Source organism: Nocardia niwae NBRC 108934 = DSM 45340 (genome assembly GCF_001613465.1).
In the GTDB taxonomy this organism is placed as follows: domain Bacteria; phylum Actinomycetota; class Actinomycetes; order Mycobacteriales; family Mycobacteriaceae; genus Nocardia; species Nocardia niwae.
In genome coordinates this window covers 458875-472239 of record NZ_BDCK01000015.1, presented here as the reverse complement: position 1 = coordinate 472239, position 13365 = coordinate 458875, and the positions used below count along the sequence as shown (strand labels likewise).

The following is a 13365-nucleotide window of genomic DNA, read 5'->3' as shown; positions in this document are numbered from 1 at the left end:
CGACGACGGGAAGACCGGGCAACGACAGACGCACTCTGCTCCCGGCGGCTGGTGCGCGGTCGTGAGCGCGGGCGAGCGGGTCCCGCTACCCCACGCCATGACGCCGCTGGAGCTGGATTTCCCCGCGGAAGCGGTGCAATTGGCCAGCGTCCGCCACACCCTCCAGGAATGGCTCGCCGAGTGCGGCATGGCGGCGGCGCCCGCCTATGACGTGCTGCTGGCCGTGGGCGAAGCGTGCACCAACGCCGTCGAGCACGGCCATCACGGCGATGGCGGCGTGGTTCGCTTGCGCGCGTCGATCGACGGCGACGAGCTCCGGGTGACCATTGCCGACAGCGGTCGCTGGAAACAACCCGACCCGCAGGCCGATTCGCTGCGCGGACGCGGCATGCCGCTGATCCGCGCGCTGATTCCCGACGTCACGGTGACCACCGGCGATTCCGGTACGGTGGTCGATCTGCGCACGCGCTTCACGGGATAGGTCACGCGCCTACGCCGGGGCCGGATGAGTCGTCCTGCGCATCGCGCAAGCGGACGTTGTCAGCTTGGAGCCGGTCGTTGTCCGCGTACAGCCGATCGTTGTCCGCGTGCAGGTCGGCATTCGCATCCTCCAGATCGAGAATGCGGCGGATGCCCGCCAGGTTGACGCCCGTGGCGACCAGGTCGGTGATCCGCCGCAGCCGGGCGAGGTCGTTGCCGCTGTAGCGGCGGGTGCCCCCGTCGCTGCGCGCGGGAGTCAGCAACCCGTGACGCTCGTAGAGTCTGAGCGTCTGCACGCCGATGCCGGCCAGCCCTGCGGCGACCGAGATCCCGTACACCGCCTGACCGGGATCGGGCAGGTGCCCGGAGTCGGCCCTCTCCTGCGCCATCCATCCTCACTTCTCGTTGCCCAATAGATTTCCTAGTTTAGCGCCTTGCGCTCAACTTCTCTCGATGCTATAAAAAATCTATGCCAGATGACAGAGGTTATCTGGCCCCTACTACGGAGAATGGAGTGAGTTGGAGGTGGCGACCATGCTGATGCGCACCGATCCGTTCCGCGATCTGGACCGTCTGACGCAGCAGGTGTTCGGCACGAAGGCACATCCCGCGGTGATGCCGATGGATGCCTGGCGCGCGGGTGAGGAGTTCGTTGTCGAATTCGACCTGCCCGGTATCGACCCCGAGTCCCTGGACCTGGACATCGAGCGCAACGTGGTGACGGTGCGCGCGCGTCGCCCGGAACTCGACTCGGGCCGCGAGATGATCGCCGCGGAACGACCCCGCGGCGTGTTCAGCCGTCAACTGTTCCTCGGCGAGAACCTCGACACGGACAATATTCGGGCCGATTACACCGACGGCGTCCTTCGCCTGACGATTCCGGTCGCGGAGAAGGCCAAGCCGCGCAAGATCGAGATCGGTCGCGGCAACGGCCACAAGGTGATCGACGCCTGAGATCGCCGCAGCGAACGCGAAAGGCACGGCCGACCCGAAAGCGAGGTGATGTCGCAGTCAGTGACGCCGGAACCGATTGACAACACGTGTCGTATCCCCCGCTCCGGGCGGGCCCGTATGCGCGGGCCCGCCCCTGGCCGGAACGCGAAAGGCGTTACCACCCAGCGGTATCCTTGCGGAGGACCACCTGATGGAGAGTTCGCTCATGGCATGCACCGATCTGCCCGACCCGCTGCACGCACCGACCGAGTCCGCAGCTGCGCCCGAAGCGGCGGTCGTCTGGCCCGACCCCAGCCCATTGGACGCCTGGTGGCAGCGAATCATGCACGCCGATCCGATGCACCGCGACGCCGCCTGACCGGGACCGATCCTTCATGACGAGCCGACCCCACCACCATGCCGCGGCGGACTTCTGGCGGCGCGGCACGGTGGTCTGGTTCAACATCGAGAAGGGTTTCGGCTTTCTCCAGCCCGCGGACGATCCCGTGCAGGTGTTCGTCGAGTACACCAGCATCGAGATGACCGGCTACAAATCGTTGTACGCGGGCCAGCCCGTCCTGTTCACGGCTGCCATGCGCAAGCGCGGCCCCGAAGCGACGGCCGTGCGTCCACTGCTTCGCGACGCTCGACCACGGTGACCGGCCCGGCTGGGAGCCGGTCAGATGATCCTGCCGACGTCCTGGGCGACCAAGTTGTCCAGGGCTCGCTCGGCCACCGCCGCAATGGTCATCGACGGGTTGCAGGCAGCGGTGTTCCCGGGCATGAGCGCCCCGTCGAGCACGTACAAGCCGCGCTGACCGTGCACCCGGCCGTCCAGGTCACAGACGGCCCCCATACTCGCGCCACCCAAGGGATGCCACGTCGACGGGAACAGCAGGTTGGTGTCGGTGAGAATGCTTGCCGGACCGGCGATCCGGTGCGCGGCGGGGCCGATGTGGTTGTCCTGGATGTAGCTGTCACCGTCCTGCGGCCACTGCAGAACGGCGTCGTCGCGGGCCGCGTCGTAGACGAAATGGCCACGACTGTCGCTGACGCCGTACCCGACCATCATGGTGCTGTCGGCGTCGGCGCCCATCGGCGGGATGGACGCCTGGATGACGGTGTGGGCGGCGTGTGGATCGTCCCAGTTCTTGCTTCCGTAGACGACCGGACCGCCCTGCGCCGCACCGAAACTCGCTGTGGGATCGGTCCACAGATAGATGCGGTCGGCGTTGGTGCCCCAGCCTTGCCCGAGGCCGTCGGGCATGTCGGGGACGAGCCCTTTGGCCGAGGCACGCATCAGCAGCCTCGTCGTGTTGAGGCTTCCGGCCGCCATCACCAGTGCGCCGGTGGTGATGATCTTGTTCTCCAGCACGGCGCCGCTGGGGTCGAGGCGCTCGACGTGGACGATCCAGCGGCCGTCTGCGGCGCGCTCGACGTCGGTGACCTGGTGCAGCGACTCGACCGTCACCAGGCCGGTCGCCTCGGCGGCGGCGATATAGGTGACGTCTACCGAGTGTTTGCCGCCGTTGTTCACCCCCATGGCGCCGTCACCGTTGGTGTAGGACGGCTTCATCTCCCCGCGTAGTTCGGCGAGTGCGTAATTCCAGTCGATGGGCATCGGGATCTTCGACAACGGGAGCCCGGCGCGCCGCACATGGTCGGCGAAGACCCGCGACGCCGCGTAGCTGGGGCTGGCGATCAGCTCGTCCGGGGCCACCGCCAAACCGAGCATGCGCGCGACCCGCGGGTAGTGCACGCGATCCATGGCCGCCCAGTCGAGCGCCTCGGGGAAATGGGTGTCGAACACCGCCTGCGCCGGTTGCAAGGACATTCCTTGATAGACCAGCGATCCACCGCCCACTCCCGCCGCGCACAGCGCGGTCATATTGGCTCCGGGCACCGCTTCCACCAGTCCGGTGAACGGCTCGAAGACCAATGGCTTACCGAACAGCACCGGACTGGACTTGTACCAGAGCACCCGCTTGTCCAGCGCCGAGGCGCGCGGGAAGGTGTCGGCGTTCGGACCGGTCGGCCAGCGCAGGCCCCGTTCCAGCACCAGCACCCGGACTCCGGCCTCGGCCAGGCGCAGGGCGGTGACACCGCCGCCGAACCCCGATCCGATGACGACCACCCGATGCTCCTCCCGGGTGAACGGAACGCTGTTCACCCGCGCGGCGATCGGACTCGTCGTGTTCGCGTAGCGCGCGGCGACCAGGAGGCCACCCGCCGCGGCAGCCCCGGTCAACAGTGACCGGCGCGTAATTGCTGACATCACACACCCTCGAAAATCAGACGCGAGCCGGGCCCGCGCGGCCGACCACGGCCGCTACGGGACAGTAGTATGACCGGACATGACTGTCCGGTATGTGGCGAATCTGTAGCAAAGGTCACAGGCGCGATCTTCCCGAACTGCGGGCACGTATCCGCCGCCGGTTCGACGCCGAGGCATTCGGCGTGGACGACGGCTATGTCGGCACCCCGCCATGCGGGTGCAAGCGCCGCCGGCGTGTGGACGCGTGCGGCGCCCGGGTCAATTCGATCAGTCCCGGCGTCATCGCGACTCCGATGGGCCGGCAGGAATCGGCAGGCCAGGCCGGGGACGGTATGCGGGCCGTGGTGGGATGTCCGCGGCGGATCGTCCCGGCACTCCGGACGACATCGCCGCCGCGGCGGCATTCCCGCTCGGACCCGAAGCCGGTTTCACCGGCACCGACCTGCTCGTGGACGGCGGCGTGGTCGCGGCCTTCCGGCCCCTGGGCGCGGCCGGTCGAGCGGCGCGCTGGCGGGTGGCCCGGGGGCATGGGCCGCGAAAAATAGGTATACCCGCGGCCGATCGGCCGTCGCGCGGGGGCTGCGTTCACGGGAAGCTGACATGGCCGGTTCCTGTCAGCACGACCACTCCGAGGCTTCCATGTGCCAGTACGACTCGAAGCGCACCCGAAACGTCGACGACTACTCCGCCGCCCACACCGAGGCGACGCTGATGATTCGCCGCTGCGGGTGCTGCGACCGACTGCTGGCACCGCTGTTCGACACCTGTTCGTCCTGTCGATCCGCGGATCTCGAGTGGGTGCCGTCCTCCGGCGCCGGGTCGATCGTGTCGTGGCGAGTGCTGCAGTGCGCCGCGAACCCGCACGCCGGGGCCGAGCGTGCCACGATCGCCATCGTCGAACTCGATGAAGGTCCGTGGTTGTATACGACGATCCAAGGCGAATTGCCCTCCCGTCCGGCGCCGGTACGGGTGCGATTCCGCGCGCGTCCGCACGGGGAGAGGTTCCCGGTCTTCGCGGTCAACCCGGATGCGCGGGCCTCGGACGCCACGCGTCGATCCCCGTAGCGCGGTGCCGGCGCCCGACCGGCGCCTCCCGATTTCACCGGCAGTGCCGAGCCCGCGCATAGCCACACCGGCGAGGCCATCGCGTCGACGGCTGAGCGGCACGCCTCGGCGAGCCGGGCGCGGTCGCCGCCCCGGTTGTGGCCGGTGATGAACGGCCCGCGCATCGACACGATAGTCGGGTCCGGCGGCGAAGCCGGAAGGTTCGCAACCCACGCGCCGGTGGACGTGGCCGATACGGCCGAGGTCGGCGTGGACTACCCGTTTCGCTCCGCGTGGAGCTTGGCGCGGGCGGCAGCACCGAGACGGCGCGCAACGTCATCAGCGAGCGCGTGCATGGCATGGCATGGCCCAGGAGTTCGCCGCCGATCGCGACGTCCCGGTCGGCCAGGTCGAACGGGGCCGATGACCTGCGCCCACCGAGGAAGCCAACCCCACCGTCGCGCCGGAAAATGCGCACGGCCGCATGTCGGGGTTCCCCCCGGCCGACGAAGCTGCTATACATTAGGGGAGGCTTACCTCGTTAGTCGAGGCTAACCTCAGTGGAAAGGTGATCCTGGTTGTGAGGCTTCATGTACGTCTGCATCTGTAACGCGGTGTCCGAAGGTGACGTGCACACCTGCGTTGCGGCCGGCGCCGACAGCATCCGCCAGGTGAAGAACGCCTGCGGTTGGAAACCCGGCTGCGGCAGTTGCACGGCGCGATTGGCCGAGGTACTCGGCCGCGCCCGGGCGACGACCGGAGCGCAACCCACGGCCGCCTGAAGCGACACACCAGGCGGTCTCTGCCGCGCTGCGCCCATTTTGTGCCACGATCGCTGCTATGGACGGCGACAAGGACATCGTGGCGTTGCTCAACGAGCAACTGACGGCCGAACTCACGGCGATCAACCAGTACTTCCTGCACGCCAAGATGCAGGAGAACTGGGGTTTCACCAAGCTGGCGCGGCATACTCGGCACGAGTCCATCGATGAGATGAAACATGCCGAGCTCCTCACCGACCGGATTCTGTTCCTCGAAGGGCTGCCGAACTATCAGAAGCTCAACCCGCTGCGCATCGGACAGAGCGTGCCGGAGCAACTGCGGGCCGATTTGCAGATCGAGCTGGAAGCGGTGGAACGGCTCCGGCGGGGCATCGAGTTGATGCGCTCGCGCGGCGACGTCACCTCGGCGCGCATCTTCGAGCACATCCTCGAAGACGAGGAGCAGCACGTCGACTACCTGGAGACCGAACTCGATCTGGTGGAGAAGCTGGGCGAGCCGCTGTACCTGCAGCGCTTCACCGAGCCCCCGGGCGACTGACCCTGCCTTCCGCCGCGCTGGGACGGCCCGGCGATGCCGTCCGGTGCGCCGCGCCGGGGGTATCGCCGGTCAGTCGTTTTCCGGTGCTCGGTGGGGCGCCGACAAGCGACCGATCGAGCGTGGCTCGCCAGGGGTACGCGTGGGTCCCGCTTCACCACACCGGCACCGCCATGTCGGTGGTGAATGCTTCGGCCGTCGACGCCGCATCACCACGTCCGACGCGGATGCGGCCTCAGCCGGGACAGCGGCCACCATCGGATACGCGAAGGGGGCGCGAGCAGTTCGGCGATATCCGCTTGACCGAGAGCGAAGGGCGAATCGATCAGTGGTTCGGCCAGACGTCCTTCAGTCGCTGCGCCGCCTCGGCGGACTGACGCAGCCCGGCCGCGTGCGCGGGGGCCAGCGCGGCCGGGGCGAACACGTCGAGCCCGAACGCGGCGATGGCGTCGGAGTCGGGAACGATGGAAATCTCTGTGGCCGAAGCCAATTCGCGATCACTGGGGATGCGCGGGAACATATGTGCCAAGGGTTCGGCGATCACCACGACATCCGCGCCTGCGGCCAGGTCGGCGTTGACCGGCGAGCGCAGCCCGCCGTCGATGTAGTGGCTCCCGTCGATCGGGATCGGCGGGAAGACACCCGGCACCGCGGTGCTCGACGCCAGCGCCTCGGGTAACGACGCCGCGCCGTCCCTGGTCCACGCCCGCAGCTCACCGGTGGTGATATCGATCGCGGTGACGACGAGGTCGCGCGCGGGCCACTGGGCCACACCGGCCAGCTCGCCCATGCGCCTGATGTGCTCGTCCGGATCGCCGACCTGGGCGGCCAAGGCCAGTGCACCCGCCCGGCGACGCGCCTCGGCGGGATCCTGCCCAGGAGTGCGCAGCACGGCGAAGATCTCCCCCATCCGTGCTGGATTCGCCTGCACCGGCGCGGAAGTCGACCGCGCACGCAGCAAACGCGCCGGGTTACCACCGTCGGCCAGCACCGCGCCGACCACCGCCCCGGCCGAGGTGCCCACGAAGCGGTCCGCGAGCGCCAAGTCGACACCGTTGTCCCGCAACCCGATGGCCAGCCCAGCCAACCATGAGAGGCCGACCGGCCCACCCCCGCCCAGCACGAGCGCGACCGAAAACTCTTGGGGTGCCACCGTCTCCGACATGCCGCAAGCCTATCCGTCCAGCCGAAGCCATTCGGCCCCTCGGTATCCGGACCACCTCAGCGGTGATAGCTCTCGACGGAGGCGTTGGTGACCACCCCGAGCAAACCGGGGCCCCAATTCATGCATCCTGTCGTCGTGCGCTGACCGTTCGGCGTGAACGGGTAGCTGAGCTGGATGTAGGTCCCGACAGCGTAGAGCGGAAACGGTCCTGAGCTGTAGACCCCGACGCACTCCACTCGAAGGACATATTCGGCGCCGTCGGCCACGCCGTCACCGGGACAGGTCGCCGAGGCGCTGAAGATCTCTCGCTCGACGACGCAATCCTGCGGCGCCCCCTGCGCCGGGCCCGTTCCGGCAATCGCCACGCAGGCCAGTCCCGAAACAGCACCCACCCCCAGCCGCGCGACGGCGGCAGCAGACCTTTTCATCGAAGCTCCTCACTGATCAGGTTCGACCCGTAGGTTGGTGATCGGAAGGACGCGTTTTTCGTTAGCACCGCTCAGCGGACGTGTCGCCGACAACCCTCCACGGTCACGTGCCGCCATGACGACGTAGAGCGGAGCAGCACTTGAACTCTCGGCTGCCCCGACCGCGAGCAAGCGAGGGTCCGTTATGCCCAGATCCGCGACAGGGACGAACGGGAATACGTCTGCTGGGGCGTCACGGTGATCAGGTCGCACACATCGACGAGCTCGCCCGGCACCGCGTTGCCGAAGTGATGCAGACCGGGTGCGATGACCGCGTCCACACCGAACGCCCGGACGGCGTCGACCAGGCGTTCCACCGGCGCGTCGGTACCGGCGCCGAAGGTGACGGTCTTGCAGAGCTCGTAGCCGAGACGCTTCGCCAAACTCCGCATCTGCGCTTCGTCCCAGTCCTGGGACACACCCGAGACGTCCTTGCGGAGATATCCCAGCGCGGGTGGTTTGGCCCTCATCGGTACTCCCTTGCCGCGGTCGTAGCTGAAGTGGTGGAAGCGCCTGCACCCTGCGGTTCACGCGGTGTGGACGCATCCAACCGCAGGCCGAGCAAGTAATTGACATCATATGTTGTCAACAGCAGTCGATGTCAACATGTGCAGTGCCCAGAAATCGGACTACCACTTCATGCGCAGACCGAGCACGCCGCTGGCTACCAGGCGGCATGCTGCTATCGAAGGTACCGAGATCCATTGAGCGACGGCGGCTTCCGAAGCCTGCCGATCGCGGTTGCATCGACCACAGAACTAGAACGGTGGGCCGTCGGATCGGACGGGCGCTCGAACGGCCTCTACGCGCCGAACGGCCGCGCGCAGCAGGAGACTCCGGTGGCGGGCAGTTGCGGCGTCACGCTACTCCAGGATTCCGGTCTGCCCGCCCGCGCCGGGCGCCTGGGTCGCAGGCCGTCGCGCCAAGACCACTCCCAGCGCGATCATTCCGGCGCCCAAGACGAAGTGCAGCCAGTTGTCCGCCGTGTCGAGCGGCACGAAGTTGGCGTCGCTGTTCTGGTCCACGACGAGTCCGTACAGCCAGAGGACGAGGTAGACCACACCGCCGCCGACGAGGTACGCGCGCGCCGATGCGGCGGTGCGGGCGGCCAGCACGCCCGCGAGCCCGAACGCCAGATGAACCACGTTGTGCAGCACGGACACACTGAACAGACCGAGCAATTGGGCCTGTGAGTGATGCCCTGCCCAGTCGAGATCGTCGTAGTCGGTGGTGATCCCCGGAATGAAACCGAGGATTCCGACCAGGAGGAACACCACTCCTACCGCCGTTGCGGCGACCTGCAGGGGAGACCGCCGATCCGTAGTCGCGCCTGCTGTGGAATTCGACATCGCCGAACCAGCCCTTCCGATGTGGGTGACCTCCGTCCCTCACCGTGCTACCCCCACGGAAACGGGGCAAACAGACAGCAGCTGCGCACTGAGACGCCACCCACACACCGGACAGCGATGTCGCGGCCGTGATTCCCGTCTCCGGATCGCGCGACTGTCATACGAAGAATTCGGCGTTCGGGCTGGTGCGCCGTCCGCGTGGGCGCCCATCGCGATCTCCGGGCGGCGTCGCGAAGAGTTCGGCGTCCCTCGCGGACTCGCGCGCGCCGGGGCGTCGGTGAATACTGTCCGCGACTCGAAAACAACTGTCCGCCTTGGTAAGCCGACGCAGTCTGTCAAACGGATGGTGCTGCCAGGAAGGCGATACCGTGTTGGTCTGGTGTGTTGTGGCGATGATCGTGGTCGTCCTGTTGGGTGGAGCGGCGACCGCGATGGCATGGGATCCGCGAGGACGTCGCCGCGCGGCCGCCGCCGCGCCGATGCCGGTGCCGGTGATCGCGGAGTCCACCGTGCCGAGCCCGGGAGACTGGCCGCGCGCGCGCTGACCGGCTCGTCGGGGGCGAGGCCACCAGCGGCATCGACGCCGACGAGCGATGTGCGGCCGAGGCGCTCTCGCCACCCCGGCAACTCATGCGCTGGGTGGCGGCACGCCTCGGCCGCCGTGACGATCGGCTGCTCAGCCGACGGAGACGCTGCCGCCCTTGGGCAGGTAACCGATCTTCTCCACGGGCAGCTCGCCGACCACGGAACCGGTGCAGTCCCTTCCGGAGTACAGCGTGACGGCACGATCGGTGCTGTTGACGACGGTGATCTGGAATGTGGTGTAGAAGGTGCCGTCGGTGTTCAAGCAGCCCACCGGATCCGCGTGCAGCTCACCGTTGATCGACAGCGTACCGACCGCGGCCTGCGCCGTTCCCGCCGACAGCAGGGCCGCGGCCCCTGCCAGGGCCAGCGCACCGACAAACCCAGCAGTACGAATCATTCGTGCCTCCAGTTCTTTTCGATGTCGACCAACCCCGAAGCCGACGTCTCGTGAAAATGCGCCTGTGATTCTGTCACGAGTTCCAGCGCGACGGAACCGCGCTGGTCACGGCAACGGGAGACACGACACGGGCCGGCCGGGCGCAGATCGCGCCCGGCCGGGTAGATCCGTTGTCAGGCGGCGTGCGCGGCGCCCACCATCCTGGCGTCCCTGCGGACCCCGAACGCCACGACGATCTCCATGAGACCGAGGATGATCAGCCACACCCCCGCCAGGACGGCCAGCGTGGCCACCGACCGAACCGGCCAGACGATCAGGACGACACCCGCGGCCGCGGTCACCACGCCGAAGAACACCTGCCACCAGCGCCCGGGCATCGCGGGTTCGGAGATCGCCGCCGCCAGCAGCGCGATCCCGCGGAAGAGCCAGCCGATGCCGATCCACAGGCCGAGCAGCAGGATCGAGGCCAGTTCGTCGCGGAAGCAGAACACTCCCACCACGATGGACAGGACGCCGATGATGAACGCCAGCACCCGCAGCCCGGCGCTGGCCGGTGCGCCGAAGGCCGCGATCAACTGCAGGATGCCGGTGACCACCAGATAGATGCCGAAGACGATGCCTGCCGCCTGCAGGGTGATGTCCGGCCAGACCAGGATCAGAATGCCGAGGATCACCGCCAGAACGCCGGTGAGCAGAATGGTTTGCCACGCACGGCGGGCAAGAGACTGCAAGGGACCCTCTACCACGCTGTTTGTCGTCATACCTTGATGCTATAGCCGATGTACGTGTGTTTTCTGATCATTTGCCGACCCGGTCGCACCACGCTTGTCCCGCCGGTCCCACAGCGTTGCCCGGAGTTCACGTTTCGCCGTCCAGCCGGTCGGGTAGTCATCCCTAAGTGACTCTTCGTTGGCGCCCCTGGGGTGAACGGGTGGGTCGGGGTTCGGTGAGACTCGGGTGGCTAGGAGAAGAGGGTGGCGGTTCTGCTCGTGTTGCAGGCGCGTGGGCTCGGTGATCTACTCACCGCGGTCCCGGCTCTACGTGCACTGCGCCGGGCCAAACCGAACGATCGCATCGTCCTGGCCGCACCGCAGCGACTCAAGCCCATCGTCGACCTGATCGCCTCGGTCGACGCACTCGTGCCGACCGCAGATCCGGGCAGCCTGCGCTGGGACGCGCCGCCACCCGAATTGGCGGTCAACCTGCACGGCGCGAGCGCGGAAAGCATCGTCACGCTGTCCAGGACCCGACCCGGACGCATCCTCTCCTTTCGCAACGCCGCGTTTCCCGAGCTATCCGGCCCCGAGTGGGAAACCGACATGCACGAGGTGGACCGCTGGTGTCACCTGCTCGAGTACGACGGGATCGGAGCCGATCGACGCAACCTCGGGCTGGTGCCGCCGGTATCGACGACCAGCCGCCGCGACTGCGTGGTCGTGCACGTCGGCGCCGGTGCGCCCGCCCGCCGCTGGCCCCCGGACCGCTTCGCCGCGGTCGTCCGGCACCTGCTGGTACTCGGGCGCGAGGTGGTCCTGACCGGCGACGAAAACGAACGCCAACTCGCGCTGGGCATCGCCGCACGGGCGGGGCTCCCCGTCGGCCGAGTGCTCGCCGGAGAGCAGAACCTCATCGATCTGGCCGCCACCGTCGCCGAGGCCGCCCTGGTGATCTGCGGGGACACCGGCGTCGCCCATCTGGCCACGGCGTTCGGCACCCGCACCGTCCTGCTGTTCGGGCCGACGCCGCCCCGGTGGGCGGGCCCGCCCGCGCACCTGCTGGGCAGGCACGCGGTGCTGTGGACCGGCCAGGTCGGCGACCCGGAGGCCGACACCACCGACCCCGGCCTGTTGCAGATCGGGGTCACCGAGGTGATCAACGCGGTCGACAAGCAACTGAGCAAGCGCAATTGGCCCGGCACGAACACCGACCGTCGCAAGCCGGCGTATCGGCGCGTCGGATGACCCACTCCCGGCGCCACCCGGGATGACGGACACGCGGCGCGCGGGTCAGGCGTTCGCCGTCGCGAGCGCCGCGGAGTACGCCGCGATCGCACTGGGCCAGAACTGCTCGAGATAGTCGCGGGCGTCGGCCAGGCCCCGAGGGTCGAGGGAATACAGCCTCCGGTTGCCTTCCGGCCGCATCATGACCAACCGCGCCTCGCGCAGCACACGCAAGTGCTGGGAGACGGCCGAGCTGGTCACGCCGAGTTCGTGCGCGATATCGCCGACGGAGCGCGGCTGCTGCGGCAAAGCTTCGAAAACAGCGCGCCGGGTCGGGTCCGCCAGCGCCGTCAGGGCACGAACTCCATTAGTCGCCACTCACATAGTGTGGGCCTCCGGCGTTTCGCCGGTCAACTCTTGGGCACTCAGGCGTTTTCCCAGCTCATGCACGGAAAGGCGCCGCATCGTTACCCACCCGTGATCTTCCACCTGGGCATTCGCCCGCCGGTGAGGATTGCCACAAGATTGCGGAACGGCGCGGCGGCTCCCTTACGTTCGATTCATGCCCGTGACCTTTCCGTTACCGATGCGCCGGAGCATGAGCCGATTGCGCCGCGACAGCGCCGCCACCCGCGTGGTCGCCGCCTCCGCCATCGTCACCGCCTCCGTCGGCATCCTCGCCGCGGCGCACCAAGACCAGGACACCGACGCGTCCGCCCGCCTCGTCGCGGGCAAGATCGCCTCGGGCGAGATCCGCCCCGCCGAGGGTACGACGCAGTTCGCCGTCTTCGCCCCGCACCAGACCCAGGCGCCGCAGGCCGCCCCGCTGCCCGCACCGTGGGAGCCGAACCGCCCCGTGCAGGACTTCACCCGCCCCAAGACCGTCCGCCCGGCGGCCGGAGAGCTCACCTCGAATTTCGGGACCCGCTGGGGCACGCTGCACGCGGGCCTGGATTTCGGCGACCCGCTGGGGGCGCCGATCGCCGCGGTCACCGACGGCGTCGTGATCGAGGCCGGACCCGCCTCCGGCTTCGGTCTGTGGGTTCGGGTGCAACAGGACGACGGCACTGTCGGCGTCTACGGCCACGTCAACGACATCCTCGTCGACGTGGGTCAGCCGGTCCGCGCGGGCGACGTCATCGCGACGGTCGGCAACCGCGGCTATTCCACCGGCCCGCATTTGCACTACGAGGTCCACCTGCCCAACGGCGCACCGATCGATCCGCACCCCTGGCTGGCCGAGCGCGGCATCGACGTCGGGTACGCGGCGGAGGACTGATCCCGCTCCTGTTCGTGGACAGCAGAGCCCGCGGACGAACTCGGCGACAATGCCGTCGCCCGCGACGGGGTCGCGAACGCAACGGCGCGTTCGCGGCCCTTTCCCGCTCACCTGGAACCGGCGAGCGATAACGC

The 13365-nt window shown here is 68.3% G+C and carries 19 protein-coding genes and 1 pseudogene; 11 read left to right on the top strand and 9 right to left on the bottom strand.

Annotation, left to right across the window (positions count from 1 at the left end; translation table 11 throughout):
• Positions 1–61 precede the first annotated feature (61 nt).
• Complete coding sequence (locus tag NNI01S_RS06015) at positions 62–481, top strand: ATP-binding protein (protein ID WP_157114607.1); 420 nt, start codon at positions 62–64, stop codon at positions 479–481.
• A gap of 1 nt (position 482) precedes the next feature.
• Here the strand turns inward: NNI01S_RS06015 and NNI01S_RS06010 are convergent, their stop codons facing one another.
• Entirely contained in the window at positions 483–869 is a 387-nt protein-coding gene (locus NNI01S_RS06010) for a MerR family transcriptional regulator (protein ID WP_063018238.1), read from the bottom strand.
• 145 nt (positions 870–1014) lie between these two features.
• Between NNI01S_RS06010 and NNI01S_RS06005 the strand changes: the two genes are divergently transcribed.
• From NNI01S_RS06005 to NNI01S_RS06000, 3 genes are all read left to right on the top strand, one after another.
• On the top strand, positions 1015–1434 hold the full coding sequence (locus NNI01S_RS06005; RefSeq protein WP_063018785.1) for an Hsp20/alpha crystallin family protein: 420 nt from the start codon (positions 1015–1017) through the stop codon (positions 1432–1434).
• A gap of 190 nt (positions 1435–1624) precedes the next feature.
• Positions 1625–1792 carry a hypothetical protein gene (locus NNI01S_RS34285; RefSeq protein ID WP_157114606.1) on the top strand — a complete coding sequence of 56 codons (168 nt, stop codon included), beginning with the start codon at positions 1625–1627 and terminating at the stop codon, positions 1790–1792.
• A 16-nt stretch (positions 1793–1808) separates the two neighbouring features.
• Positions 1809–2072, top strand: coding sequence for a cold-shock protein (locus tag NNI01S_RS06000; protein WP_063018236.1), 264 nt, complete (start codon positions 1809–1811; stop codon positions 2070–2072).
• Positions 2073–2092: 20 nt separating this feature from the next.
• Here NNI01S_RS06000 and NNI01S_RS05995 read toward each other — a convergent pair whose 3' ends face one another.
• Positions 2093–3688 (bottom strand): GMC oxidoreductase, encoded by a 1596-nt coding sequence (locus NNI01S_RS05995; protein ID WP_084488526.1) that lies wholly within the window; start codon positions 3686–3688, stop codon positions 2093–2095.
• Between the two features lie 248 nt (positions 3689–3936).
• Here NNI01S_RS05995 and NNI01S_RS35880 point away from each other — a divergent pair.
• The 4 genes and pseudogenes from NNI01S_RS35880 to bfr form a co-directional block, all read left to right on the top strand.
• A pseudogene (locus tag NNI01S_RS35880) lies at positions 3937–4166 on the top strand (SDR family oxidoreductase); the annotation flags it as partial.
• A gap of 122 nt (positions 4167–4288) precedes the next feature.
• Complete coding sequence (locus NNI01S_RS05985) at positions 4289–4753, top strand: Zn-ribbon domain-containing OB-fold protein (RefSeq protein WP_245675986.1); 465 nt, start codon at positions 4289–4291, stop codon at positions 4751–4753.
• 569 nt (positions 4754–5322) lie between these two features.
• Positions 5323–5514: a (2Fe-2S)-binding protein gene (locus tag NNI01S_RS33265; RefSeq protein WP_084488523.1), complete on the top strand. Its 192-nt coding sequence runs from the start codon at positions 5323–5325 to the stop codon at positions 5512–5514.
• Positions 5515–5572: 58 nt separating this feature from the next.
• Positions 5573–6052: a bacterioferritin gene (gene bfr / locus NNI01S_RS05980; protein ID WP_063018232.1), complete on the top strand. Its 480-nt coding sequence runs from the start codon at positions 5573–5575 to the stop codon at positions 6050–6052.
• A 322-nt stretch (positions 6053–6374) separates the two neighbouring features.
• Here the strand turns inward: bfr and NNI01S_RS05975 are convergent, their stop codons facing one another.
• The 4 genes from NNI01S_RS05975 to NNI01S_RS05960 all read right to left on the bottom strand — a co-directional run bounded on the left by NNI01S_RS05975 (position 6375) and on the right by NNI01S_RS05960 (position 9030).
• Complete coding sequence (locus NNI01S_RS05975; protein ID WP_063018230.1) at positions 6375–7214, bottom strand: patatin-like phospholipase family protein; 840 nt, start codon at positions 7212–7214, stop codon at positions 6375–6377.
• A gap of 56 nt (positions 7215–7270) precedes the next feature.
• Positions 7271–7642: a hypothetical protein gene (locus tag NNI01S_RS05970; protein ID WP_245675985.1), complete on the bottom strand. Its 372-nt coding sequence runs from the start codon at positions 7640–7642 to the stop codon at positions 7271–7273.
• 182 nt (positions 7643–7824) lie between these two features.
• The gene (locus NNI01S_RS05965) at positions 7825–8151 is read right to left on the bottom strand and encodes a hypothetical protein (RefSeq protein WP_063018228.1); all 327 of its coding nucleotides are present in this window, start codon (positions 8149–8151) and stop codon (positions 7825–7827) included.
• A 393-nt stretch (positions 8152–8544) separates the two neighbouring features.
• On the bottom strand, positions 8545–9030 hold the full coding sequence (locus NNI01S_RS05960; RefSeq protein ID WP_063018226.1) for a DUF4383 domain-containing protein: 486 nt from the start codon (positions 9028–9030) through the stop codon (positions 8545–8547).
• A gap of 392 nt (positions 9031–9422) precedes the next feature.
• Between NNI01S_RS05960 and NNI01S_RS34280 the strand changes: the two genes are divergently transcribed.
• The gene (locus tag NNI01S_RS34280; RefSeq protein WP_157114605.1) at positions 9423–9575 is read left to right on the top strand and encodes a hypothetical protein; all 153 of its coding nucleotides are present in this window, start codon (positions 9423–9425) and stop codon (positions 9573–9575) included.
• 131 nt (positions 9576–9706) lie between these two features.
• On the opposite strand, the gene NNI01S_RS05955 is transcribed toward NNI01S_RS34280, so the two are convergent.
• Entirely contained in the window at positions 9707–10012 is a 306-nt protein-coding gene (locus tag NNI01S_RS05955; protein ID WP_063018224.1) for a hypothetical protein, read from the bottom strand.
• Positions 10013–10185: 173 nt separating this feature from the next.
• The gene (locus tag NNI01S_RS05950) at positions 10186–10773 is read right to left on the bottom strand and encodes an HdeD family acid-resistance protein (protein WP_063018222.1); all 588 of its coding nucleotides are present in this window, start codon (positions 10771–10773) and stop codon (positions 10186–10188) included.
• Between the two features lie 213 nt (positions 10774–10986).
• On the opposite strand from NNI01S_RS05950, the gene NNI01S_RS05945 reads away from it, so the two are divergent.
• On the top strand, positions 10987–11973 hold the full coding sequence (locus NNI01S_RS05945; RefSeq protein WP_063018220.1) for a glycosyltransferase family 9 protein: 987 nt from the start codon (positions 10987–10989) through the stop codon (positions 11971–11973).
• 45 nt (positions 11974–12018) lie between these two features.
• Here NNI01S_RS05945 and NNI01S_RS05940 read toward each other — a convergent pair whose 3' ends face one another.
• Positions 12019–12330 (bottom strand): ArsR/SmtB family transcription factor, encoded by a 312-nt coding sequence (locus tag NNI01S_RS05940; RefSeq protein ID WP_084488521.1) that lies wholly within the window; start codon positions 12328–12330, stop codon positions 12019–12021.
• 184 nt (positions 12331–12514) lie between these two features.
• Between NNI01S_RS05940 and NNI01S_RS05935 the strand changes: the two genes are divergently transcribed.
• Positions 12515–13231, top strand: a complete 717-nt coding sequence (locus NNI01S_RS05935) for a M23 family metallopeptidase (protein ID WP_084488518.1) — start codon at positions 12515–12517, stop codon at positions 13229–13231.
• Positions 13232–13365: the final 134 nt, after the last annotated feature.

What these genes read in the sequence shown, in the direction of transcription:
- NNI01S_RS06010 (WP_063018238.1), bottom strand. Translation starts at nt 869, where the DNA reads ATGGCGCAGGAGAGGGCCGACTCCGGGCACCTGCCCGATCCCGGTCAG.
- NNI01S_RS06005 (WP_063018785.1), top strand. Translation starts at nt 1,015, where the DNA reads ATGCTGATGCGCACCGATCCGTTCCGCGATCTGGACCGTCTGACGCAG.
- NNI01S_RS34285 (WP_157114606.1), top strand. Translation starts at nt 1,625, where the DNA reads ATGGAGAGTTCGCTCATGGCATGCACCGATCTGCCCGACCCGCTGCAC.
- NNI01S_RS06000 (WP_063018236.1), top strand. Translation starts at nt 1,809, where the DNA reads ATGACGAGCCGACCCCACCACCATGCCGCGGCGGACTTCTGGCGGCGC.
- NNI01S_RS05995 (WP_084488526.1), bottom strand. Translation starts at nt 3,688, where the DNA reads ATGTCAGCAATTACGCGCCGGTCACTGTTGACCGGGGCTGCCGCGGCG.
- NNI01S_RS05985 (WP_245675986.1), top strand. Translation starts at nt 4,289, where the DNA reads ATGGCCGGTTCCTGTCAGCACGACCACTCCGAGGCTTCCATGTGCCAG.
- NNI01S_RS33265 (WP_084488523.1), top strand. Translation starts at nt 5,323, where the DNA reads ATGTACGTCTGCATCTGTAACGCGGTGTCCGAAGGTGACGTGCACACC.
- bfr (WP_063018232.1), top strand. Translation starts at nt 5,573, where the DNA reads ATGGACGGCGACAAGGACATCGTGGCGTTGCTCAACGAGCAACTGACG.
- NNI01S_RS05975 (WP_063018230.1), bottom strand. Translation starts at nt 7,214, where the DNA reads ATGTCGGAGACGGTGGCACCCCAAGAGTTTTCGGTCGCGCTCGTGCTG.
- NNI01S_RS05970 (WP_245675985.1), bottom strand. Translation starts at nt 7,642, where the DNA reads ATGAAAAGGTCTGCTGCCGCCGTCGCGCGGCTGGGGGTGGGTGCTGTT.
- NNI01S_RS05965 (WP_063018228.1), bottom strand. Translation starts at nt 8,151, where the DNA reads ATGAGGGCCAAACCACCCGCGCTGGGATATCTCCGCAAGGACGTCTCG.
- NNI01S_RS05960 (WP_063018226.1), bottom strand. Translation starts at nt 9,030, where the DNA reads ATGTCGAATTCCACAGCAGGCGCGACTACGGATCGGCGGTCTCCCCTG.
- NNI01S_RS34280 (WP_157114605.1), top strand. Translation starts at nt 9,423, where the DNA reads ATGATCGTGGTCGTCCTGTTGGGTGGAGCGGCGACCGCGATGGCATGG.
- NNI01S_RS05955 (WP_063018224.1), bottom strand. Translation starts at nt 10,012, where the DNA reads ATGATTCGTACTGCTGGGTTTGTCGGTGCGCTGGCCCTGGCAGGGGCC.
- NNI01S_RS05950 (WP_063018222.1), bottom strand. Translation starts at nt 10,773, where the DNA reads ATGACGACAAACAGCGTGGTAGAGGGTCCCTTGCAGTCTCTTGCCCGC.
- NNI01S_RS05935 (WP_084488518.1), top strand. Translation starts at nt 12,515, where the DNA reads ATGCCCGTGACCTTTCCGTTACCGATGCGCCGGAGCATGAGCCGATTG.